Genomic DNA, 23,998 nt, shown 5'->3' with positions numbered 1-23,998 from the left:
CTTCTCGCCCAGAAACTTCTAACCCAGTAACTAGTAGCCCAGCGGCGCCTATTGTGTTTGGGTCAACTGCTGCATAATTCAAGCACGGCGCGTATGTCAACGGCGGCCCCGGCTCATGCCGGGGCCGCCGTTGCTCAAGTGAATAACACAGTGAAAGTGTTGAATAAGTCCCGCTAATAGCGAGTAACGCCAACTAGTGGATAAACTAATGCAGGTTTTGCTGCAAACGATGCACGAATCTACATAATCGAAAGAGGATGACATATGTCCATGACGCCCGAACAGGCCACATGGTTTGCAGGAACATTTGAGAAGTTGGTGGCTAATGTTGGTCAGGCGATTCTGGGTAAGTCTCAGGTCATCAGCCTGACCCTGGCCGCTATGCTCGCCGAGGGTCATGTTCTGTTTGAGGACGCTCCGGGCACCGGCAAGACCATGCTCGCCAGGGCCCTGTCAGCGACGGTCAAGGGCAGCAACAGCCGCATCCAGTTCACCCCTGATCTGCTGCCTTCCGATGTGACTGGCGTCATGATCTATGATCAGAAGATTCAGGAATTCGAATTCCACAAGGGCCCCATCTTCGCCACGATTGTGCTGGCCGATGAGATTAACCGGGCCTCCCCGAAAACGCAGTCAGCTCTGCTGGAGGTCATGGAAGAGTCCCGTGTGACCATGGACGGCAACACGCACGAGGTGGGCCGGCCCTTCATGGTGCTTGCCACTCAAAACCCCATTGAGCAGGCCGGTACCTACCGCCTCCCCGAAGCTCAGCTGGACCGCTTCCTAGTCAAGACCTCCATCGGCTACCCGGACCATGCCTCAACGGTCCAACTGCTGGCCGGTTCCAGTCAGCGTGACAGGACCTCCTCCCTGCAGGCCATCATCACACCGCAGGCAGTTTCGGAGATGGCGGACCTGGCCTCAACCACTCATGCGGATGCGGCCGTGTTGGAATACATCTCGCGCTTGTGTGAAGAAACCCGCAACGCTCCGGAAACCCGCCTGGGTGTTTCTGTCCGTGGCGCCATCGCCATGGTTCGCCTTGCCAAGGTGTGGGCGGCTGCGAAGGGCCGCAACTATGTACTGCCCGATGATGTCAAGGAATTGGCGCCGTACGTGTGGACGCACCGCTTTGTCATGGATCCTGAAGCGGAATTTGCCGGTGCCACTCCCGAAGCAGTCTTGAGCCGCATCATGGCTGAGGTCGCGCCTCCGCAGCAGCGCGCTTCCGTCTAAAAACACCAGCACCCTAAGCACACCAGCACCATAAGCACGGCAGCACCATAAGCACACCAGCACCATAAGCACGGAAGCACAGCACATCACAGCACCACCAGCCGAAGGTAAAACATGAGCATTAAATCCAGCGCAGGGAAGGTGGGGGCGTTTCTCTCCCGGCCTTTCCACCGCGAAGGATCCCCCACCCGCTTGCACCCCGCCTCACTCACCCGTGAGGCGGGGAAGGTGGCCAGCATTTATGCTGCTCCCGTGTGGTCCAAGATTGTGACCTGGTTTAAGCGCTGGATCAGCCCGGCCTTAGCCACCATTAGCACTCTGGGCTGGGTTGTCCTCGGTACGGCTGTTTTCTTGTGGACCCTGGGAGCCCGGTTCGGCTGGCAGGAAGCCAAAGTGGCCGCCCTGCTGGGCCTGGTGTTGATGCTTATTGCCATTGCCTTTGTGATGGGCAAGTCCATGTACGCGGTCAAGCTTGATCTGGCCCGCACCCGGGTTGCCGTGGGTGATAACGCCGTGGGCAGCATTGCCGTGGCCAACATGTCATCCCGTAGTGCCCTGCCCGCCGCGCTGGAACTGCCGGTGGGTCAGGCCACGGCACTGTTTCACCTGCCGCGCATGAAACCCCAGGAGATCCACGAGGATCTCTTCACCATCCCCACCACCCGCCGAGCCGTCATCACCGTAGGGCCGGTACGATCTGTCAATGCAGATCCCTTGCAATTGCTGCGCCGTCAAATGCTCTGGACGGAGCCCACGGACCTTTTTGTGCATCCCCGCACCACAGCCCTGGATGGCCCGGCCGCCGGATTCCTGCGTGACTTAGAGGGCCTGACAACCCGGGATCTTTCCAGCTCCGATATTGCCTTCCACGCCCTCCGTGACTATGTGCCTGGCGATGACCGCCGGCATATCCACTGGAAGACCACGGCCCGCACCGGCAAGCTCATGGTGCGCCAATTTGAGGAAACCCGCCGCTCACACATGGCCGTGGCCCTTTCCATCAACACCGATGAATATGAGCACGACGACGATTTTGAGTTGGCCATTTCGGCTGCGGCCTCGCTGGGCAGACAAGCCATCAAGGAAAGCCGCGAGCTGAGCATCATTACCCAGAAGGGTCCTATTCGTTGTGAGACGGGTAGGAATCTGCTCGATGACATGACCCGGGTGGAGGGGTTCAACCGCCGCGGCAACTCCGTTGACTTGGCCCGCACTCTCTCCGATGTGGTGCCGAATGCTTCCGTGGTGTTCTTAGTGGTGGGCTCAAAAGTGACCCCGGGACAATTACGCAGCGCGGCCGCCTCCGTACCGCCGGGTGTGCGCGCTTTTGCCATCCGTTGCTTTACCGGGGCACAACCGGCCCGTGCCAATATTGCCGACCTGACCGTCCTGACCTTGGGCGAGCTCAGTGATCTGGCAGCAGTTCTGAGAAAGGCCGTCGCGTGAGCGCCCGCAGGAGCGCGGCAGCACAGCCGCAAAACAACTCATCAGATTCCCCAGCAGCAGGGCAGGCAGGCACCCGCGCATCAGGCCGCCGCCAGCCACGGGTGGAAACGCCGAAACAGGCTCTCCCGCAGAAGCCGTCAGCGTTCGCGGGCGGGCGCCTGTGGTGGCACTTTGTCCTTGACGGGGCGGTTTTAGCGATCTTGCTCGGCGTCGCCGTTCTCGGCTTTGGCCCTACTTTTGGCCACAGCCCCGCGTACTTGGTGGCTGGAATTGGCGCCATTGTGCTGGGTCTGGGTGTGGCAGCCATGGGAGCTCATTGGCGGTTTGGCCTGATCCCCTTGGTGGGTGTGGGCTTCTTGGTCTATATGCTCTTCGGTAGCGCCCTCGCCGCACCGAACGAGGCTTTCTTGGGTTTCCTGCCCAGCCTGGACTCCTTGCGCGGTCTGTTGCTGGGCATCATGCTCTCTTGGAAGCAGCTACTGACTCTTGCACCGCCGGTGGGAACCAGTGTTGAGGTCATGGTGGTGCCTTATCTGTCCGCCTTCGTGACGGCTGTTGTGGCTGGCAGCCTGGCCTGGCGACTGCGCACCGCCTATTGGGCGTTGGTTCCGGTGGTGGCCTTGTTTATCACCGCGATTCTCTTTGGTACGGCAGAAGTTTTCCTGCCTGTTTTGCGGGGCTCTTTGCTGACCGTGGGTGCCATTGCGTGGCTGGCTTACCGCCATGAACTGGTGCGCCGTGAAATGGCGGGTTCCATCTCAGCCAATCAGCAGGTGCAGGACGCTGCCGGCGCACGGGCTTCCTTGCTGCGCCGGATAGGCATGGGCGCTGGAGTGATCCTTGTTGCCGGGGCGCTGACCATGGCGGCGGCACCTGTTTTGACTCAATCATCCAGCCGTGAGGTGCTGCGCGATACCGTGATCCCGCCGCCGGACTTGCATGCCTTGCCTTCTCCGCTGACCAAGTTCCGTGACTATGTAAAGAATGAAAAGGACACCGTCCTTTTCACGGTTGAGGGCATGCCCAAAAACGGCCGTGTACGCATTGCCGCCATGGACAACTACGACGGTGTTGTTTTTACTGTGGATCCCAACAGCTCTGCATCCTTTTCCCCGATTGGTGACCCGAAGGCTCTGAACCAGGGCACTGATGGTGAGGGGCGCGACGTCGGACTGGTCATTGAGGGGTATCAGGGAGTGTGGATTCCCAATGTGGCGGTGGCCCGCAGCCTGAGCTACCAGAGCGCCCAGGGCTCCACGCCCACGCTGTACCTGAATAAGGAATCCGGCACCGCGCTGAACCTGGCGGGTGTCAAGGATGGCGATTCCTATTCCATGGATGTCCAATTCCCGCAGGTGGAGGGCAACAAGCTGGCCGGCTCCGAGTTTGGCCGCGTCAACCTGCCCAAGCTGGAGAACGTGCCGCAGGTTGTTGGCACCAAGGCCAATGAGATTGTTGGTGAGGCGGACACTCCGCTGAAAAAGGTGCAGGCACTGGAGAGTGCGCTGCAGCGTGAAGGAAAGTTTAGCAACGGTCTGGACGGACAGGCCCAGTCCAACTCGGGCCACAGTGCTGCGCGTATCACCAAGCTGCTCAGCGGCAAGGAAATGGTGGGCGACGACGAGCAATATGCCACGGTGATGGTGCTTATGGCCCGTCATCTAGGTATTCCTGCCCGTGTTGTCATGGGCTTCTATCTCGATGAGAAGGACACCGGCAACGGGGCCAGCACCATCAAGGTCAAGGGTGCCGATGTCCACGCCTGGGTTGAGGTCAACTTTGCGGGGCAGGGCTGGGTGCCGTTTAATCCGACGCCGGATAAGGACAATGTGCCGAACCCGCCGGAGCCCCAGAACGCCTCCAAGCCCAAGCCGCAGGTGCTCCAGCCGCCGCCTCCGCCGCAGGAGCCGGCCGATCTTCCGCCGGACAGCGCTCCCGATGCCCTCGACACTGACGGTAAAAAGGATCAGCTCGCCGGTATTTGGGGCACCATCTTGCTGATCGCAGGCGTTGCTGCAATTCCTTTGCTCATCATTGCGCTGCCGCTGATCCTGATTGTGGTGCTGAAGTCGCGGCGCCGTAAGAAGCGCCTCACCACCGGACTGCCCGCCGACAGGGTGGGTGGCGGATGGTCGGAAGTGCTGAGCTTGGCCACCGATCTAGGTGCGGGACCGGAGCCCAGCGGCACCCGCCGCGAGAGCGCTGCAGCACTGTACGGCGCCTTCCCTGCCGCGGCCGGCACCACTGCACTGCTAGCAGAACGGGCTGACGCCGTCATCTTTGGACCGGGCCAGCCCAGCGAAGAAGAAGTCGCCACATACTGGCAACACGTGGAACATTCGGCCCAAGGCATGACTGGGTCGGTAGGATTCTGGAAGCGGCAACGGGCAAAGTTCTCACCACGATCATTGCTGGCCGATGCCAGACTTCGCGCCCAAGAAAGGGCACGGACTAAGGCGCAGAGCAAGGAAGCGGACCGCGGACTTTGGGGCGGCGAGAGTGTCGATGACCAAGGCCGTGCGGGTATCCGCGCCAAGCTGGCGCAGATGATGAAGAAGTCCTAAGAAGGGTACTAACAAAATGGTGCAGAATATGGCGGATCCCTGCCGGAATTGTGGGGCTGCTCTTTCGCCGGGCGCGGCTTTTTGCCTAGTCTGTGGGGCCACCGTGGCTAATCGGGCTGCTTCCACGGCTCCGTCAGTTGCGCCGTTGGGTGGCAGTGCACCCAGTGCCCCAGGCTTCGGGGCTCCCGGTTTCGGTGCTCCCGGTTTCGGTGCGCCCGGTTTCGGTGCGCCCGGTTTCGGTGCGCCCAGCGCTCCCGGCTTTGGGGCCGCCAGTGCTCCCAGTGTTCCGGGTTCCGCTGTTCCGGGGCAAGCATTGCCGGGCATCATCACTGTTGGCAGTACTCCTTCCGGACCGCTACTTCCTCCCGTGCAGGTAGGGCAGGACCCTCGGGCTGCAGCGGCAACGGCTTTATCCAATGCGGCAGCGGGGCGCCGTTTGGCCGCCAAGATCATTGACGGTGTGCCACCGGGAATCCTCTTTGGTGTGGCCGGGGGCGTTGGAGCAGCACTTATCACCACCACCACCGTGCAGGGCGGCACCCAGGTGGACTTCACATGGCTCTCTGTCCTGATGGGTGTGGCATCCGTTCTCTCGCTGGCATATGCCGTGTGGCAGTGGGTGTGGGAAGCCAGGGCTGGCAAAACCCTCGGCAACCTGATGCTGGGCCTGCGCACCACCAACATGGAAGGGACACCGGCCGGATTACTCGCAATTTTCCTCCGTTCCCTCATGGTTAGCCTGAGCGGTGTGGTGCCCACTATTGGACCGATCGTGATGCTGGTTTCCAATGCGTGGGATAAAAACGACAAGAAGCAGGGTTGGCACGACAAGGTTGCCCACACCCTAGTTTTCAACGTTTCCAAGGGCCGGAACCCCCTGGAAACCGGCGGCATCGCCGAGCGGGAGACATTCACCCCCACAGAAGTTCCGACTCTTTCCCCCGTGCGCTCACCGCTGGTCCGCCCCGCTGCACCAACGGCCGGACAAGCCCACGCCGGACAGTTCCCGCCCGGACAGACTCAGATGGGACAGGCTCAGATGGGACAGGCTCAGGCCGGACAGACTCAGGTGGGACAGGCTCAGGCCGGGCAGGCGCCTGCTCCGGGCGCTGCCGCTGCAGTGCCCGCACGCCGCTTGGGGCGTGGCAAGAAGAAGGGTGCCGCCGTGGATCCCTTCGCCCCACCAGCCATCCAGTTCCAGAACCAGCCCAGCCAAGCTCAGGCCCCTGCCCAGTTCCAGAACCAGCCCAGCCAAGCTCAGGCCCCGGGACAGTTCCAGAACCAGCAGCCGGTTCAGCAGTTCCAGCAGACGAATCATCTCTTTGCCCCGCCGCCCTCCGCTCTGGCGCCCGAGCTGCCGATAGAGCAAGGCCCCATCACTACTGTGCCAGGCATCACCCGGCCGCTGGCTGAAGACACCACCGCTCCCGATGCCCAAACGGGGCAGCCGTTCCAGCAGCCCCAACAGTTCCAACAGCCGCAACCGCCCCAACGGCCCCAGCAGCCCCAGCAGCCGGCTCAGGGGATGCAGGCACAGGGCTTCGCCTCCGCGGGAGCGTTTGCACCAGCACCGGCTTCCAGGCCTGGGCCCGCGGATGCTTATGCCAGCACACCATTCGATGACGAGGCGGGGGAGACCCGGGCGCGGCCTCAAGGAAGCCGGACCGCAGTGCGCCTGGTTTTCGATGATGGCCGCACTGAAGAGTTGGGCGCCACAGCGCTGCTTGGCCGTAACCCTGCCGGTTACGATGGTGAGATGATTTCCCGTCTCATCCCAATCCAAGATTCCACCCGATCAGTATCCAAGACACACCTTCACGTCCGTGCCGCGGCTGAGGGGCTGTGGGTGACTGACCGTAATTCCACCAATGGCAGCGCCATTGCCAACACCGGCGGTGTCAAGACCCCTCTGATAGGCGGCACGCCCACCCTCGCGGTGCCCGGCTCACGAGTTCATTTTGGTGACAGATCCTTTGCGGTGGAACAGGTATGAGTTTGATGGATGATATGAAGGGCGCAGCTAGCTCAGGGGTCCGCCTAGCCTTCGGCTTTGGTACGGACCGCGGTCTGCGCCGGGAACTCAACGAGGACTCCTTCCTGGCAGCAGATCCGCTCTTCACCGTGGCAGACGGCATGGGCGGGCACGAGGCAGGCGAGGTTGCCAGCCGCGAGTGTGTTGAAGTTCTGAGCCAACAGCGGCTACTCAGCGCAGGCTGCAGGGAAGCAACGGCAGCAGATCTGCAACAGGCACTGCGTCAAGCCGATGCCCGTATCCGCGAACTGACCAACGCACGCGCCGGTACAACCGTCAGCGGGGTAGTTCTGGTGGAGGAACGTACAGTTCCGTATTGGTTGGTCTTCAACGTGGGTGATTCACGCACGTACCGCCTGAGCCAGGGCAATTTCAGCCAGATCAGTGTGGACCATTCCGAAGTTCAGGAACTGGTGGATGCCGGTCTCATCACCCCCGAAGAAGCCCTGGTACACCCGCGGCGGCATGTGGTGACCCGTGCGCTGGGCACCGGATCGGTCACCGAGGCAGATTTCTGGTTGGTCCCCGTGGAAGAAGGCGACAGAATTCTCATCTGCTCCGACGGCCTCTCCGGCGAGCTTGGCGACGAGCAAATTCACCGCGTCATGAGCACCCTGCGTCACCCGCAGGACGCCGTCGACTCACTGATTCAAGCAGCACTGCGCTCCGGGGGCAGAGACAACATCACCGTGATCGTGGTAGATGCTAGCAATGTCTTAGGCGGTGCGGCTGAGCAAACCCTCAACAACCCTAAGAGCGCAGAATCCGTACCAGAGGACACTCTTCCCCGCATGCCAATCATTGAGGACGTGCTGGAGTCCATTCCTGCCTCGGTGCGCGAAGCAGGGCAAAACACCGACCTCAAACTGCAGCCACCATCCCACGCACCTGCAGTTCCGGCCATGGCAGCCCCTGTCCAGGCCACAGCATTTTCACCCAAGGAGAATCATGGTTAGCAGCACGTACCGCACAGGCTCATGGCTTGGAATTGTGCGATCCGGCTCTGTCATAGTGCTGGAAGGCAACACCAACCCAGCCATCGTCAACCGGCTGTGGGATTTCCTTGGAGTAGAACCCACCATTCACGGTGTCCTGAACCAAGTGACGGCCGAGTTCGGCACCGGGCTGACCGGGCTGCCCAGCTTCGCCATCCTGGTTCAGAGTGATAAATTGCACGCCATCCTGCGCGGGGATATCACCCTTATTGCTCATCAGGGTGATTCCGCAGAAGTGGTTTCCGGCCGGGAAGTCTCCACCTGGAGCGAACGTTCGCTGGCCCTTCCGGAAGCACTGGAACTGACACTGGCGGATACTTCCGCCGGTGAGACAGAGCTCGAGCTTCCCGTGGGGGAAGCCGTTGTTCGGTTGCAGCGATTGCTCCAGGGTGATCTTCATGGCACAAAAACAGGCTTTGCCGCTGCCGTCTCTGCCCCGGAAGGGTTGGCAGAGGAGGAAAGCGCCGCCGTGGAGGCCTCACCAGCACTGGCAGCTGAGGAGGTCCTGAACCCTGGCGGCAATCATGACGCGCAGGATTCTGCTGCCGACTATGCCTCGGAGGATGAATCAACTAAATTCGCGGAGCAGCCCCAGGCTGAGGAGCACTCTGTTTCACTTCTGAAGCATGATTGGTTTGCGCCCGCGGAAGAGCCGGTTGAGAGTGCGCCCGCTACGGATGAGGCCCCAAGCAATGTACCTGTGGAGGATGCTGACGCCTATGCCAGCTTCGCGATGGCTGCAGAAGCTGCGGACGCAGAGTGGAGCGCACAGCTGGCGCCCGTTTCGGCAACGGCCGAAGAGTCCCACAATGACTTGAACCTGACCAGGTACCCGGACCTGCACCACGACGAGTTTACCGAGCAGGTAGCCGTTGAGGGTTCCGAGCAGGAACCAGGTGTGGAAGCAGGCCCGCTGGCGGCAGAACCACTTGAGCAAGACCCGCTGGAAGCAGACCCGCTGGAAGCAGACCCGCTTGAGCAAGAACAGCTTGAGCAAGAACAGCTGATGGACGAGTATGGTGTTGCCGCGGAGCCCGTTGAGGTCCAGGAAGCGCCTGAGAGCCCCTCATCTGAGGAAGAATCCTTCACAACCAACTATGACCACTTGTGGGGTCCCACAATTTCCCGCAGTGTTGAAGACGCTGCCGTGCGCCTTGATGAGAACGGGCAGCCCGTGCACCCGGTGTCCTCTGATCCAGTGGTTCCACCCTTGCCGCCAGCACCTCCGCTTTCAGGCCATGGCGAGGACCCAGCAGCCGGTATTCTCCCCGCACACCATGATCCGTTCGGGGCGCCGGATTCCGAGGGTGGGGCATTCCCCAGTGCTGAACAAGGGGCACAACACCGTCCCGACCCCGGTGCGCAGCACAATCCCGACCCCGGCGCGCAGCACAATTCACACTCACCCATGATTGATTCTGTGCCGTGGAACATGTCCCCCGCAGTGGAACAGCAGGCACCCCCGGCAACTTCGACACCCCCGGCAACTTCGGCACCCTTGGCACCCGAGAATGTGGCCTTTGATCCTGACCATGACGGGCACACCATCATGAGTGGCGAGGGCCAACAGCACAGCGCCCTGGCCTCAGCGCCGCTCCTGGAATCACGTCCTTCCACAGGCCCCATGGTTTTGGCACGCATGTGCCCGCACGGTCATGCCAACCCGCCCAGCCGTTCGCAGTGCACGCACTGCGGTGCTTCCATTAACTCCGAGCCCCGTGAAGTAGGCCGTCCCCGTCTGGGCACCATGCACATTTCCAGTGGCGAATCGGTAGAGCTTGACCACTCGCTCATCATTGGCCGCCAGCCCTCGGTGTCCCGTGTCATGGGCGGTGCCATGCCCCGGCTGGTGCAAGTAAAGAGCGGCAACGATGACATTTCACGCTCTCACGTGGAAGTGCGCCTCGACGGTTGGGATGTGCTGCTGGTGGATCTGAAAGCCACCAACGGCACAGTCCTAGTACGTGAAGGTCAGGCTCCGCGGCGTCTGAGCCAAGGCGAGGAAGCCATCTTGCTCAACGGCGATATTGCCGAGCTCGGTGATGGTATTTCCCTGCTCTTTGACGGACTGCCGTGAGTCAGAGGCGAGTGGCGGCCCCACCACAGCTGCCCGGCTACACTTTCATCTCAGGCCTGGGCTCGGGCGGATTCTCCGACGTATACCTGTACGAACAAGAACGGCCCCGACGCAAGGTTGCCATCAAGGTCCTGACGGCTGACCTGAAGACGGCCGGAGCCAGAACCCGCTTTGAATCCGAAGCGAACCTGATGGCACAGCTATCCGCGCATCCGTACATCGTCACGATTTACGAAGCCGTGATCACTGATGCTGGCCACTCCTACCTGGCCATGGAGTACTGCTCGCGCCCCAGCCTGGATCTGCAGTTCAAGCAGGGACGTTACAGTGCTGACAAGGCCATGGAAATCGGTATCCAGGTGGCGTCAGCCGTGGAAACCGCACACCGTGCAGGCATTGCCCACCGAGACATCAAGCCCGCCAATATCCTGGTCACGGACTACAACCGGCCGGCTCTGACTGACTTTGGAATTTCCGGCACCACGGATGCGCTGGCGGCCGACGGCGGCGGGATGTCCGTGCCCTGGTCGCCACCTGAATCTTTTGGTTCAGGAGCAACGGACGGCGTGAAGGTGGATATTTGGGCCTTGGGCGCCACCATCTACACACTCTTGGCCGGACACTCGCCGTTCGTCATTCCGGGTGCGGAGAATTCCTACCGCATTCTCGGGGACCGAATTGCCACCATGGCGCTGCCACGGCTGGGCCGGGCTGACATCCCCGAAGCCCTGGAAATGGTCCTGGCAACCGCCATGGCCAAGCACCCAAGCTCCCGGTATGCCTCGGCCAAGGACTTTGCCCGGGCACTCATGCGTGTGCAGGCGGATCTGAACTATTCCGTCACCCCCTTTGAGGTGCAGGAGGAAATAGTTGTTCAGGAACGGCCTCCTGGCCACCCTGAGGATTATTCGGAACCCACACGGGTACGCTCCATCATCTCCATAGACCCTGACGCAAGCACCCCCAACCCCACTTTTCCCTCGCGGGCCACAGGCGCTGCGAGCCCTGCGAGCCGCACTGCCGGAACGTCCTCTAATGGACCCTCAGCTCTTAGAAGGCAGCAGCCCCACACCGGCTTTAGCCCCAGCGGTCCCGGGACAGCAGGCGCAGAAGGAACTGGTACAACAGGTCGAACTGGTACAACAGGCACAACCGGCAGCCTGACCCGCAACGGCCAAACAGTTCCCTCGCAGGACACCGCGGGTGGGTCTACCGTGCCCAAGAGCTTCTCCAACGTGGCATCACCGACGCAGTGGAATGACACGGGGCTGCGGCTGGAGAATCCGGCCCAGAAGTACGCCCTGGACCAGACGGTAGAGCGCCAGGATTTACTGGCCCCGGCAGAGCTGGAAACTGCCCCCACACCGGCGCGCAAGAAGGGGCTATGGCTGGGACTGGTCTCCGGGCTGGTACTGGTGGCCGCCGTCGTGGTGGGCATTATGGTCTTCAGCGCTGGTGGAGCAGCACCAAAACCAGACCCTCTTGCGTCCCAGAGCGCCCCGCCGCCCACAGCTCTAGTGGTGGGCGCCGAGGTGCCACAAGTGAGCGATCTGAGCGCTAAACCCATCAATGGAGGCGCCGAATGGACCTGGACCAACCCTGATCCGCAAGAAGGGGACCAGTTCATGTGGGCTGCCATCAGCATTGTGGATACGGGTGAGTTCAAACGGATCACAGATAACAGGGTGTTTGTTGTCAATGGCGCTAATGGGGTTTCCTGTATTTCCGTGAAACTACTGCGCTCCAACGGTCAGGTCTCCGATGAAATAAAAAAATGTACCGAATGAGCTCTAAGGACCAGCACCAACAAGGGGGAGAACCATCATGGCTGAACTGACCATTGACTTTTGTGGCGAATGGTATGAACCGTCGCCTGAGAGTGTTTTTAGCATTGGCCGTGAAGGCGATATTGAGGTCGATGACAACCCGTATCTGCACCGCAAGTTCCTAGAGGTCAGCAAATATGACGGGATCTGGTGGCTCACTAATGCCGGCACCATGCTCTCAGCGACCATTGCTGACGCGGCTGGGGGCATGCAGGCCTGGATGGCTCCGGGGGCACGCGTACCGTTGGTGTTCCAGCAGACCAACGTGATCTTCACGGCCGGACCCACCACGTACGAGTTCTCCGTCCACCTGGATTCACCCGCCTTCACCTCGCAGAGCCGGGAGGACGATTCCGCCGGCTCCACCACGATTGGCCCTGTTGTTTTCACCCCGTCCCAGAAGGCGCTGATAGTGGCCCTGGCCGAGCCCATGCTGCGCCGTGGCGGAACAGGTTTTAGTTCCATCCCGTCCTCCGCTCAAGCGGCCAAGCGGCTCGGATGGGCTTTGACCCGCTTCAACCGCAAGCTCGATAACGTGTGCGACAAGCTGGACCGAGTGGGTGTGGTGGGTTTGCGCGGAGGTGGCGGAAAACTCGCCACCAACAGGCGGGCCAGGCTGGTTGAACATGCCGTCACCTCACACCTGGTTACACCTGATGATCTGCCCCTGCTGGAATCCCAACGTGGAATGGAAGATGAATGAGGCTGCGACTAACGCTCCGACGCGAGCCTCTTGAGGATAAGAACCTGGCAGTCACTGTTGACGGCCTGGCCACTGTAGGGGACATTGCTACGGAGTTGTTCCTCTCTGATCCCACCCGTAAGGGTGCGCAGGCTCCGGCCAACCTTTCCTTGTTAGTGGAGGAGTCACTGGTAGGTGGCATTCAGGGACGCACCCTGCCACCGGGGAGCAACTTGCTGGAATCTGGGCTGCGCCCCGGCGCCACGGTTTCACTGACTCAGGTCAGTGAGTCTTTTGCGCTGCCCAATCAGGACAGGGGACCGGCGGCTGCCACCTTGCGCGTCATGGCCGGGCCGGACGCGGGGAAAGAATTCGCGCTCCCGTTGGGCACCAGCTATGTGGGGCGCGACTTTGACGCCGACGTGCGCCTGAGTGACCCCATGACCTCCAAACGCCATGCCCGCATCACGGTGGGGGAGACGGTGGAGATCGCGGATACCGGATCAGCCAACGGCATGATGATGGAGGGAATTCAGATTTCCCGGGCCGTGCTGGGCTCCTCGGATGAGGTGACCTTGGGCGAGAGCACCATTTCAGTCATCAGCCTGGGCCGCGGCTCACAGTCGGGCCCCACCAGCCCGCTGGTGGAATTCAACCGCTCCCCACGTGTTGTGCCCCAGTTCAAGGTGGAGAAGCAGACCGTTCCGGCCGGGCCCAAGCGGCCCCGCCGCGAACGCTTCCCCGTGGTCATCCTCATTGCGCCCATTCTCATGGGAGCTGTCATGTTCGGCGTCACCAGGAGCTTGTTCAGTGTGATCTTCATGGCCATGATGCCGTTGATGATCATTGGCGGCTTCGTGGATCAAAAAATGAACGCCAAACGCGAACTGCGGGAATCCATTGAGCAGTTCCGGGGTTCCGTCACAGAGTTCCGCCGCCAAATGACCGCCCGGCAGCAGGTGGAGCGGGCCATCCGCCTGGCTGAGAGCCCCTCGGCGGCGGAAACTGTGGACGCCATTTACAAGCTGGGCCCGCTGATGTGGACTCACCGCCCCGAGCACAAGGCGTTTTTGACCCTGCGCCTGGGCGTGGGCCGGCAGCCCTCCCGCACCCCCGTAGAGGTGGGCGACAGCAATGACACCTTGCCGGAATATATGGCAGAAGTGCAGGAAATCAAGGCCGAATTTTCCGATATTGACGCCGTTCCGGTGGTGGCGCAGTTGCGTAACAGCGGCGCCCTGGGTGTTGCCGGCCCGCGCGGTGTGGTGGACGATGTAGCCCGGGCACTGGTGCTCCAGGCCGTGGGATTGCACTCACCGGCTGAACTGGCCGTGGCGGCCATGACCTCCGCTGAGTCCAAGGACCGTTGGCAGTGGCTGCAATGGCTTCCGCACGTGGATTCAGTCCATTCCCCGCTGGCTGCTGACCATCTGGCCTCCGGCAGCGGTGCCGCAGGAGTACTGTTGGCTGCCCTGGAGGATCTTATGGTCAACCGTGGCGTCAACTTGGCCGCCCACGCCGCCGCCCACCGTGGCAGCCAGGATCCCACCAAAGCGGATCCGCCCCCTCCGGCCACCCCGGCCATGCTGGTCATCATTGAAGATGACGTCAAAGTGGACCGGGCCAGGCTCACCCGGTTGACGGAATACGGTGCAGACGCAGGCCTGCACATCCTGTGGGTTGCCAGTTCCGTGGAAGCCCTCCCGGCCCCCTGCCGTGACTTTGTCCATGTGGCAGAGACTGCCACAACAGGCCAGGTGCGCCTGGGCCAACTGACATTCCCCGTGAGCTGTGAAAGCGTCAGCTTGGAGCTGGCCTCTCAACTGGCCCGCTTGCTGGCCCCGGTAGTTGACTCCGGCAAACCCGTTGACGATGATTCTGACCTTCCCCGCAGCGTCTCCTACGTGGCACTGGCCGGGCATGATCTGGTGGAAAACACCTCCGGAATTGCAGACCGCTGGCTGGAGAACAACTCCGTGGCCTCCCGCGCCGTGAAGAACCGCAAATACCAGGGCTCCTTGCGGGCACTGGTGGGTTCCAAGGGTGTGGAACCCATGTACCTGGATTTGAAAACCGAAGGCCCGCACGCCCTGGTGGGCGGTACCACCGGTGCCGGCAAGTCCGAGTTTCTCCAAGCCTGGGTGCTGGGCATGGCCGCCGCGTACAGCCCCGACAGGCTCTCTTTCTTGTTTGTTGACTACAAGGGCGGCGCTGCCTTTGCCGACTGTGTGCAACTGCCGCACACAGTGGGCCTGGTGACCGATTTGTCCCCGCACCTGGTGCGCCGGGCCCTGACCTCGCTCCGTGCCGAACTGCACTACCGGGAGCACCTGCTCAACCGCAAGAAAGCCAAGGACCTACTCGCCATGGAGCGGGAAGCAGATCCTGAGGCGCCGCCGTCGTTGATCATTGTGGTGGATGAATTCGCCGCACTGGCCAAGGAAGTGCCGGAATTTGTTGACGGTGTGGTGGATGTTGCCGCCCGTGGCCGCTCCCTGGGACTGCACTTGATTCTGGCCACCCAGCGCCCCTCGGGTGTTATCAAGGACAGCCTGCGGGCCAACACCAATATGCGCATCGCCTTGCGCATGGCGGATGTTGATGACTCCCAAGATATTTTGGGGGAGCCCACAGCCGCCTACTTCAGCCCGTCCATTCCCGGCCGTGGGGCAGCCAAAACCGGCCCAGGCCGGATTCAGGGTTTCCAGACAGGCTATGCCGGTGGCTGGACCACACGCACCCCGCAGCGTCCGCGCATTGACATTGTGGAGATGGACTTTGGTGCCGGCGCCCCATGGGAGCAGGAACTCGCGGTAGCCCCTGTGGAGGACTCAGCCGGGCCCAATGACATTGCCAAAGTGGTCAGCAATATTTCCTTGGCCGCCGTGGAACTGGGCATCAAGCCGCCCCGCAAACCCTGGCTGAGCGAGCTGTCCGAGATTTATGACTTCTCCAAACTGCCCAACTCGCGCACCGATGAGCAATTGGTGCTGGGCGTTATGGATGATCCGGAACACCAGGCACAGCCCACCGTGTTCTTCGAACCGGACAAGGACGGCAACATGGCCATCCTGGGGGCCAGCGGTTCGGGTAAATCGGCGGCCTTGCGCACCATCGCCATTGCCGCGGCAATCACTCCGCGCGGCGGGCCCGTGCAGGTGTACGGCATTGACGCGGCCTCCAACGGGCTACAAATGCTAGAAGCGCTCCCGCACGTGGGCGGGATTATCAACGCCGAGGATGCCGAACGTGTTGGCCGGTTGCTGCGCCACATTCGCTCTGTCATTGAGGAGCGGGCAGAGAGCTTTGCCGCGGTTAAGGCCGGCAGCATTGCCGAGTACCGCCACCTGGCCAACAAGCCCAACGAGCCGCGCATCATCATCATGGTGGATGGCTTGGCCACGTTCCGGGAACTGTACGAATTCCGGGTGGGCATGACCCAGTTCGAAACCCTCCAGCAGATTGCCACGGACGGCCGTCCCATGGGCGTCCACATTGTCATTGCCGGTGACAGCCCGAAGTCGCTCCCGGCGTCGTTGGCTTCTTCCGTGCAGCGCCTTCTGGTGTTCCGCATGGCCACAGCCGATGACTATTCCAACCTGGGCCTGCCCCGCGACGTGCTTGATCCGGCATCACCACCCGGGCGTGGAATGATCGACGGCGGCGAAATCCAGATGGCGATCTTTGGTGGCACACCCAACCTTGCCCTGCAGGCGCGCCAAGTGGCCAGCCTGGGCGAAACCATGCGCCGCCAAGGAGTGCCGCAGGCGCGGCGGATTGAATCGCTGCCGGAGAACGTGGACTTGAACGTGCTCCCGGAGGCCAGCCCCGGCAACGTCATCATCGGTGTGGATGACTACAATCTGGAACCGGCAGGCTTGGCGGCCAGCGGTGCACTCATGCTGACGGGACCGCCCGCATCCGGGCGCACCACAGCCTTGGTCACCCTCGCCGAGGCGCTTAAACGTTCGACGCCGGGTACCCGCCGCGTGTACTTCGGCTCACGCCGCTCAGCGATCGCCAACCTCTCGGTATGGGACGAGGCCATTGTGACGGCTGCTGGGTTGGAGCCGCAGCTGCAGCGTTTCATTGACCTGGTGGAAAGCGAAACCACCCCTGTGGCGTTCTTCATAGAGGGCGTCACCGAATTTGCCGACTCTGAAGCAGAGATGGACCTGGTCAACTTGATCAAGGCAGCCATCAAGAGCAACTGCTTTGTGGTGGGTGAGGGGGAGACCTCTACCTGGGCGGCCGCCTGGAGCCTTGCCGGTCTGTTCAAGGCTGGGCGCCGCGGCCTGCTGCTGAACCCGAGCGATATTGAAGGTGACACCTTGATGAACACCTCGCTGGGCCGGCTGCACAACAATAAGTTCATCCCGGGCCGCGGTTTTGTGGTGGGCCGCGGAAAGGCGTTCGCGTTGCAAGTGGCCACCACCATGGACCACGAACGCTAACGGGTGGGGCCTCAACTGTGGAAGGTGCCGGGGAGTGTTTTCCGGCGGCCGGGCGCAGTTGGGGAGTTGTCCCCATCGCACTCCTGACAGGAAATTGTTAGGTTATTGATAGCCGCCCGGTTGGAAAAGCCAGCACAGGGTATTTTCTTCTCACAAAGGATGTTCATCATGGCAATGATCGGTAATGATCCCCAGGACATGGCAGAACTGGTTTCCAAGTTGGCTTCAGCCATTGACCAGATCACCACGGCAATGTCCACCCTTGACGGCAAGGCTCAGTCCGTTCGCTGGGAAGGCGCCGACGCCACCCGCTTCAAGGGCACCACCTGGCCCACCTCAAAGAAGCAGCTCAATAACGTCATCAATGATCTGACCCAGGTCAAGACCTTGGTCAACAAGCAGAAGCTGCAGCAGATCGAAGCTTCACGCTAGTCCCCACTCGCCGGCCGCATAAATCGCTGACGCGATTTGTGCGGAACCTGGCGAGCGTGGGCCCAGACTCGCGGGGGTGCATAAATCGCTGACGCGATTTGTGCGGAACCTGGCGAGCGTGGGCCCAGACTCGCGGGGGTTCATAAATCGCTGACGCGATTTGTGCGGAACCTGGCGAGCGTGGGCCCAGACCGGCTCCCATTTGTGGGGGTCGGTCTGGCGTTTAAGTGCCGCTTCGCGCTGATTGGTGCGTCAGGGCAGCTTCGTGGGGCAAGATAGAACCGTGAGCAGCCAGAACGTAGAACCCCAGCCCCTAGAGTCCCCGCCCGTAGAGCCAAGCGCTGCGGAGCGTTATGTGGTTTTAGTGGAGTTGATTCAGTCCTACCGGGCTGCCTACTACAACGAGGATGCGCCGCTGGTCTCCGATGCGGAGTTTGATCTGCTCTACAGTGAATTGGAAACTCTGGAGGCGCTCCACCCCCAACTGGTCAGCAATGATTCCCCCACCCAAGTGGTGGGTGGGGATGTCTCGGTGGCGTTTGCCGCCGTCGAGCATTTGGCCAGAATGTATTCGCTGGAGGACGTCTTTTCCCTTGCGGAGTTGGAAGCATGGCTGCTCAAGGCGGCCGCCTCGGTGGAAAACCGGGGTGGTACGGCCCCGAAGTGGCTCACGGAACTGAAGATTGACGGCCTGGCCGTGAATCTGCTCTACCGCGACGGCGTGCTGGTGCGGGCGGCCACTCGCGGCGACGGCACAACAGGTGAGGATGTCACGCACAATGTGGCTACCATCAAGGACATTCCGCAAAAGCTGCACGGTTCCGGATTCCCCGCTGAGGTGGAGATCCGTGGCGAGGTGTTCATTGGTTCCAAGGACTTCCTGGCGCTCAATGAGGTGATGGTTGCGGCCGGAAAGGCGCCGTACGCGAACCCGCGTAACACGGCGGCCGGTTCTTTGCGGCAAAAGGATGCTGCGGAAACTGCCAAGCGGCCGCTGAGCATGTTTGTGCACGGCATCGGTGCCCGTGAGGGGCTCACCACGGCCACCCAGTCCGAAACGTACGAGCTCCTCAAATCGTGGGGCATGCCCATCAGCCCCTATTACAAGGTGCTAGACACGCTGCCCGAGGTCATGGACTTCATTGCCTATTACGGGGAGCATCGGCACGATCTGATCCATGAGATTGACGGCATTGTTGTCAAGGTGGATGACCTTGCCACGCAGCGCGAACTGGGCCACACCTCCCGCGTGCCGCGCTGGTCCGTGGCGTATAAGTACCCGCCGGAGGAAGTTCATACCAAGCTGCTGGACATCAGGGTCAATGTGGGGCGCACGGGCCGGGTTACCCCCTACGCCATCATGGAACCAGTTCTGGTGGCCGGCTCCACCGTGGAAATGGCAACCCTGCACAACCAGGATGTGGTCAAGGCCAAGGGAATCTTGATTGGCGATATTGTGGTGCTGCGCAAGGCAGGGGATGTCATTCCGGAGATCGTGGGCCCCGTTATGGCACTGCGTGATGCCCAGGTTCCGCCCGTGCGTGAGTTCATCATGCCCACACACTGCCCTTCCTGCGGAACTGAACTGGCGCCGTCCAAGGAGGGTGACATTGACATTCGTTGCCCCAATAGCCGCTCGTGCCCGAGCCAACTCACCGAACGCGTGGCGCACCTGGCCGGACGTGGAGGCTTTGACATCGAGGCCCTTGGCTACGAGGCGGCCCGGGCGTTGACCGCCGGGCACGGCCCGGATCCGGCGGAGAACGGTGGGATCATTGCACCGGCCGGCCCTGGCCCCCTGGTGAGTGAAGCGCACGTTTTCGATATTGCGCAACTGGATTTATCCGGCGTGATGGTGTGGCGTGAAAAGCGGTCAAAGGGTGAAGGTACCGGCATCTTTGAGCTGACCCCATACTTCTACACGAAGGCCACAGCCAAGAAGCCTTCCGTACCGTCCAAAACAACAGAGAAGTTGTACCAGGAGCTGGAAAAGGCGAAGAAGGCGCCGCTGTGGCGGGTGCTGGTGGCCCTGTCCATCAGGCATGTTGGGCCCACGGCATCGCGCGCGCTGGCCACCCGGTACGGTTCCATCACAGCCATTGTGGAGGCGCTCAAGGCCCCGAATGCGCGGGAGCAACTAGCTGATGTGGATGGTGTGGGAGCCATCATCGCAGAGGCTTTGATCGAGTGGTTTGAGGTGGATTGGCACCAGGAAATCATTGCCGCATGGGCAGCTTCCGGGGTGCTTATGGCTGATGCTGTGGACGAATCCGTTCCCAAGACCCTGGAGGGTCTGACCATTGTGGTGACGGGGACCTTGCCCACACTCAGCCGTGACGAGGCCAAGGAAGCCATCATCACCCGTGGCGGAAAGGCGGCCGGGTCGGTCTCCAAAAACACCTCTTATGTGGTGGCCGGTGAGGCTGCGGGCACCAAGTTAGACAAAGCCGAGGCGCTGGGCATCCCTGTCCTGGACGAGGACGCTTTCTTGCAATTACTCGCCAACGGACCACTTCTTGACGCCGAGCCCACTGAATAACAGACACGAAGGAGCACCATGAACGTCCACCCTGTCCCTGTTGATGAACTGTTGGAGGTAGCCCTGCGCGCCGCTGCCGCAGGTGCCGCCGTGCTTGCGGCCCGGGATCCGGCAGGATTTGGGGCCACGGAGAAATCCTCTGATGCTGATTGGGTTACTGCCTTTGATGTTGCCGCAGAGAACGCCGTGCGGGCAGTGATTGCACAGGCCCGCCCGCATGACGTCATCACGGGGGAGGAGCTGGCCCCTGCGCTTCCCGAGACGCCCTCCGGGTACAGGTGGAGCATCGATCCGCTCGATGGCACCATGAACTTCATCCGCAACATTGCCTACTACGGCACCTCGGTGGCCGTGATGGGGCCCAGCGGCGAATGGCTCGCCGGGGTGGTCAACGCCCCGGCACTGCGCCGCGTGTACTTTGGCTCCCGTGGAGAAGGTGCTTGGCTGGATGAGAAACGCGCAGATGGCGCCCAATCGGTGCGGCGTTTGAGCGGTCCTGTAGAGAAACGCGGTGGCACCCTGATTTCCACAGCACTGACGTACGATCCGGTGGTGCGCCGCCGTTTGGTCTCAGAACTGGATTTCAAAATGGACCATTTTGGTGACTTCCGCCGGCTCGGCTCCGCCGCCCTGGAACTGTGTGCCGTGGCTGAAGGATCCGTGGATGCGTACCTGGAATACGGCCTGTTCGAGCACGACTTTGCCGCCGGCGGGCTCATTGCGGAAGAAGCCGGTGCCTGGGTGCACCTGCCCACGCTCAGCCCGGCCATTAACGGGCTGCCAACACGTGAAGAGGTCCTGTCCGTGTGGACCGGCGCCTGCGTGCCCGGGCTTCAAGGCGGCTTCGCCCCGGAACAGTAGGTTCAAGGGTGCCAGGGCGGCACCCAGCCGAAGGCTAGGGCCGGTGCCCCGGTGGCCGGTCATGGGGTAGTTGTCGTACTCTGATGCCATGGGTGAGAAGCAGTTTCCGCAAGAGCCGGCGAGCACCGGAAACGGCGTGCTGGCCGCGGCCTTTGATGTGACCGGGCTGGCGGTCTCCAGCATGAGTGCTGCAGCCGGGGCGATTGCCCGGTTAGTCCAACACCATGGCTCTACCGCCCCTGACCTTTCCATCGACAGTCAGCTTGCCTCCTTCTGGTTTGGGGCATCGTTCAAACCTGTTGGCTGGGAGCTGCCTCCGGTGTGGGACAGCATTGCCGGGGACTACCGCTGCGCCGACGGCTGGATCCGGCTGCACACCAACGCTCCTCATCACCGTGCTGCTGCCTTGTCGGTACTTGGGCTGGGAGCCGGCGCAGACCGCGCAACTGTTGGCACCGCAGTCGAACATTGGATGGGGGAAGACCTAGAAGCTGCGGTGGTTGCGGCTGCTGGCTGTGCCGCGTTCATGCGCTCGCAGGAGCAGTGGCTGGCGCATCCGCAGGGTCGGTCTGTGGCTGCCGAACCGCTCGTGATCTGGGGTGCCCCGCGGCTGACGGACGACGGCGGCACGCGCCAACACGCCCGGCCCGCCAGTGCCGCACGCCCCCTGGAAGGGGTGCGGGTGTTGGATTTAACCCGTGTCATCGCCGGTCCCGTGGCCACCCGATTCATGGCGATGTACGGGGCAGAGGTGCTGCGAATCGATCCGCCAGAGCGGGCGGAGCCTGGGCTGGAAGCCGAGCTGACGGTGGGCAAACGCTGTGCCCGGCTGGACCTGAAATCTGCCGATGGGCTGGCCACGTTGCACGAATTACTTGCCGGGGCCGACATCCTTATCCACGGTTACCGTCCGGATGCGCTGGACCGGCTGGGCCTGTCCGAAGGCTGGCTGGCGGAGCGCCATCCGAGCCTGGTCAACGTGGCGCTGGACGCTTATGGGTGGAGCGGGCCGTGGAAGCGCCGGCGCGGCTTTGACTCACTCGTGCAGATGAGCTGCGGGATTGCGCACGCCGGGATGCTTCACTTCGGCTCGGACCGTCCACATCCGCTGCCCGTGCAGGCCCTGGATCACGCTACGGGGTACCTTTGTGCCGCAGCCGCTATCGACGCCTGGCGCGAGCGTCTGGATGGAATTCTCCGCAGCGCCAAGTTCTCGCTGGCCCGGACTGCCGTGGAGCTCATGCGCACCGGGCCCTCGGACCCGCTGGCGCCGCCACCCCTAGTTGACCCGGCGGTGCTGCTGTCCGAAGAGACCGCGTGGGGCCCAGGCCTGCGGCTGCCGCCGGCGTGCCAAATTTCCGGTCTTGTTGCCTCTGCCGATGTTCCGGCCCGGGGATTGGGCAGTTCCGAGGCTCGTTGGCTCAAGCCCCGGAATACCCGAGTGGTGCGCGCCGAAGGAGGCTAGAGAAGCAGCTCCATGAGGGCCGTGGACACTGCCAGCGATGCCCCGTAGCTGACAATGTCGGCACCGCCGCGGGGCCAACCGCACTCCACGGTGATGGTGTTGTGTCCAGCGGAGCGAAGATCTTGGGCCAGGACCCAGACCGGATGGTCGGCGTCCAGCCCGCGTCCCACGAGGGCCACCTTCTGGCCCGGGTTCAGGCTTTCTTGAGGCACGGTGCCTCCCGTGGCGGCCGGACCCCACGGGACGGTGCCTACGGCAAAGTTGGCCTGTGTTTCCAACTGGACCACGGCGGCCGGGGACGGATCAGCCAGCCAGGTATCGGCCGTGGCAGAGAGATCAAAGGTGCTACGGATTTCTGCCGCCGCTGGAATGGCCGCGGAAGAATTCACGGCAGCACCGCTGTGGGCGGGGAAGTCCCCAGCCAGTTTTGCGGTGCGCGCCGCGGCGTCCTGCAGCCGGGCCAGCGGGAGTGTGCCCTCAGCAACTGCCGCCACCACGCCCTCGAGCACGTCGTGGTACTGGCGGGCCGTGGTCTCGGAGCCAATGCACAGCAGATCGGCACCGGCTGCCAGGGCACGGACTGCAGCCGCCGGTATGCCAATGACTCCGGAGGCGCCCACCATGTCTAAAGCGTCTGTGATCACGGCACCTTTGAACCCCAGCTGGCCGCGCAGAATATCCTGCAGCACTATCGGCGAAAAAGTTGCAGGGTTGGCAGGGTCCAGTGCCTCAACCACAATGTGGCTGGTCATGATGCTTCCAACCCCAGCCATGGCCGCCGCCTTGAACGGAAGTAGTTCCCGTTCAAGAAGCGTCTGCAGCGGGGCTTTAACCCGGGGCAGGGCCAGGTGTGAATCATCGTGGGTGTCCCCATGCCCGGGGAAATGCTTGGCACAGGCAGCCACGCCGGCAAGCTGCAGGCCCTCCACCCAAGCCACCGTGTGCCGGGCCGCGTGGACGGGGTCCGCACCGAAGCTGCGGACCCCAATTACGGGGTTTTCGTCCGCGGAGTTCACATCGGCATCCGGGGCAAGATTCAAATTGATGCCAAACGCTGCGAGCTCCATGCCAATGGCCGAGGCCGCCGCAGCCGTCACATGGACGTCGTCTATCCGCCCCAGGACCGCATTGCCAGGCTGGTTGGAACCGGCCAGGTAGTGCAGGCGAGTGACATCGCCGCCTTCCTCATCGACTGACAGAAGGGCGTGCGGGGACCGCCGGCGCAACTGCGTGCACAGTGCCGCAAGCTGATCCCACGAGACCAGGTTGGTGCCGAACAAGCACACGGCGGCCAATCCGTCGTCGAACGCGTCAAGAAGCCAGTCCGGGGCAGTGGTGCCGACAAATCCTGGCATGAGCGTTCCGGCGGCCAGACGCCGCACATCCACG

Annotated in this window: 14 protein-coding genes and 1 pseudogene; 14 read left to right on the top strand and 1 reads right to left on the bottom strand. The window is 62.2% G+C overall.

The window, feature by feature from the left end; genetic code table 11:
- Positions 1–264: 264 nt before the first annotated feature.
- The 14 genes and pseudogenes from ABIB48_RS06885 to ABIB48_RS06825 all read left to right on the top strand — a co-directional run bounded on the left by ABIB48_RS06885 (position 265) and on the right by ABIB48_RS06825 (position 22,609).
- Positions 265–1,236, top strand: a complete 972-nt coding sequence (locus tag ABIB48_RS06885; RefSeq protein WP_110104491.1) for an AAA family ATPase — start codon at positions 265–267, stop codon at positions 1,234–1,236.
- A 114-nt stretch (positions 1,237–1,350) separates the two neighbouring features.
- Positions 1,351–2,682: a DUF58 domain-containing protein gene (locus tag ABIB48_RS06880; RefSeq protein ID WP_354212521.1), complete on the top strand. Its 1,332-nt coding sequence runs from the start codon at positions 1,351–1,353 to the stop codon at positions 2,680–2,682.
- A complete protein-coding gene (locus ABIB48_RS06875) occupies positions 2,679–5,246 on the top strand; it encodes a transglutaminaseTgpA domain-containing protein (protein WP_354212520.1) in 2,568 nt (855 codons plus the stop codon). The genes ABIB48_RS06880 and ABIB48_RS06875 overlap by 4 nt, the downstream gene beginning before the upstream one ends.
- Before the next feature lie 16 nt (positions 5,247–5,262).
- Positions 5,263–5,346 (top strand): annotated as a pseudogene (locus ABIB48_RS18040) (zinc-ribbon domain-containing protein); the annotation flags it as partial.
- 3 nt (positions 5,347–5,349) lie between these two features.
- Entirely contained in the window at positions 5,350–7,239 is a 1,890-nt protein-coding gene (locus tag ABIB48_RS06870; protein ID WP_354212519.1) for an RDD family protein, read from the top strand.
- Between the two features lie 5 nt (positions 7,240–7,244).
- Positions 7,245–8,234 (top strand): PP2C family protein-serine/threonine phosphatase, encoded by a 990-nt coding sequence (locus ABIB48_RS06865; RefSeq protein WP_373366714.1) that lies wholly within the window; start codon positions 7,245–7,247, stop codon positions 8,232–8,234.
- Positions 8,227–10,350, top strand: coding sequence for an FHA domain-containing protein (locus ABIB48_RS06860; protein ID WP_354212518.1), 2,124 nt, complete (start codon positions 8,227–8,229; stop codon positions 10,348–10,350). The genes ABIB48_RS06865 and ABIB48_RS06860 overlap by 8 nt, the downstream gene beginning before the upstream one ends.
- Positions 10,347–12,137, top strand: a complete 1,791-nt coding sequence (locus ABIB48_RS06855) for a serine/threonine-protein kinase (protein WP_354212517.1) — start codon at positions 10,347–10,349, stop codon at positions 12,135–12,137. The genes ABIB48_RS06860 and ABIB48_RS06855 overlap by 4 nt, the downstream gene beginning before the upstream one ends.
- Before the next feature lie 37 nt (positions 12,138–12,174).
- Positions 12,175–12,879 (top strand): FHA domain-containing protein, encoded by a 705-nt coding sequence (locus ABIB48_RS06850; protein WP_110104485.1) that lies wholly within the window; start codon positions 12,175–12,177, stop codon positions 12,877–12,879.
- Entirely contained in the window at positions 12,876–17,312 is a 4,437-nt protein-coding gene (locus ABIB48_RS06845; protein ID WP_354212516.1) for a type VII secretion EssC family protein, read from the top strand. The genes ABIB48_RS06850 and ABIB48_RS06845 overlap by 4 nt, the downstream gene beginning before the upstream one ends.
- A gap of 168 nt (positions 17,313–17,480) precedes the next feature.
- A complete protein-coding gene (locus tag ABIB48_RS06840; protein ID WP_146212954.1) occupies positions 17,481–17,744 on the top strand; it encodes a hypothetical protein in 264 nt (87 codons plus the stop codon).
- Between the two features lie 283 nt (positions 17,745–18,027).
- Positions 18,028–20,283, top strand: a complete 2,256-nt coding sequence (gene ligA / locus ABIB48_RS06835; protein ID WP_502914109.1) for an NAD-dependent DNA ligase LigA — start codon at positions 18,028–18,030, stop codon at positions 20,281–20,283.
- Positions 20,284–20,301: 18 nt separating this feature from the next.
- The gene (locus ABIB48_RS06830; protein WP_354212515.1) at positions 20,302–21,144 is read left to right on the top strand and encodes an inositol monophosphatase family protein; all 843 of its coding nucleotides are present in this window, start codon (positions 20,302–20,304) and stop codon (positions 21,142–21,144) included.
- A gap of 88 nt (positions 21,145–21,232) precedes the next feature.
- The gene (locus ABIB48_RS06825) at positions 21,233–22,609 is read left to right on the top strand and encodes a CoA transferase (RefSeq protein WP_354212514.1); all 1,377 of its coding nucleotides are present in this window, start codon (positions 21,233–21,235) and stop codon (positions 22,607–22,609) included.
- On the opposite strand, the gene ABIB48_RS06820 is transcribed toward ABIB48_RS06825, so the two are convergent.
- Positions 22,606–23,997 (bottom strand): glycoside hydrolase family 3 protein, encoded by a 1,392-nt coding sequence (locus tag ABIB48_RS06820; protein ID WP_502914108.1) that lies wholly within the window; start codon positions 23,995–23,997, stop codon positions 22,606–22,608. The genes ABIB48_RS06825 and ABIB48_RS06820 overlap by 4 nt on opposite strands.
- Position 23,998: the final 1 nt, after the last annotated feature.

Source organism: Arthrobacter sp. UYCu511, from assembly GCF_040547105.1.
In the GTDB taxonomy this organism is placed as follows: domain Bacteria; phylum Actinomycetota; class Actinomycetes; order Actinomycetales; family Micrococcaceae; genus Specibacter; species Specibacter psychrochitiniphilus.
Note: the sequence above shows the minus strand (reverse complement) of the source record. Positions and strands in the feature narration are given on the sequence as shown.

Bases quoted from the DNA above. Each gene is read 5' to 3' on its own strand.
- ABIB48_RS06885 (WP_110104491.1), top strand. From the start codon at position 265: ATGTCCATGACGCCCGAACAGGCCACATGGTTTGCAGGAACATTTGAG.
- ABIB48_RS06880 (WP_354212521.1), top strand. From the start codon at position 1,351: ATGAGCATTAAATCCAGCGCAGGGAAGGTGGGGGCGTTTCTCTCCCGG.
- ABIB48_RS06865 (WP_373366714.1), top strand. From the start codon at position 7,245: ATGGATGATATGAAGGGCGCAGCTAGCTCAGGGGTCCGCCTAGCCTTC.
- ABIB48_RS06860 (WP_354212518.1), top strand. From the start codon at position 8,227: ATGGTTAGCAGCACGTACCGCACAGGCTCATGGCTTGGAATTGTGCGA.
- ABIB48_RS06850 (WP_110104485.1), top strand. From the start codon at position 12,175: ATGGCTGAACTGACCATTGACTTTTGTGGCGAATGGTATGAACCGTCG.
- ABIB48_RS06845 (WP_354212516.1), top strand. From the start codon at position 12,876: ATGAGGCTGCGACTAACGCTCCGACGCGAGCCTCTTGAGGATAAGAAC.
- ABIB48_RS06840 (WP_146212954.1), top strand. From the start codon at position 17,481: ATGGCAATGATCGGTAATGATCCCCAGGACATGGCAGAACTGGTTTCC.
- ABIB48_RS06830 (WP_354212515.1), top strand. From the start codon at position 20,302: ATGAACGTCCACCCTGTCCCTGTTGATGAACTGTTGGAGGTAGCCCTG.
- ABIB48_RS06825 (WP_354212514.1), top strand. From the start codon at position 21,233: ATGGGTGAGAAGCAGTTTCCGCAAGAGCCGGCGAGCACCGGAAACGGC.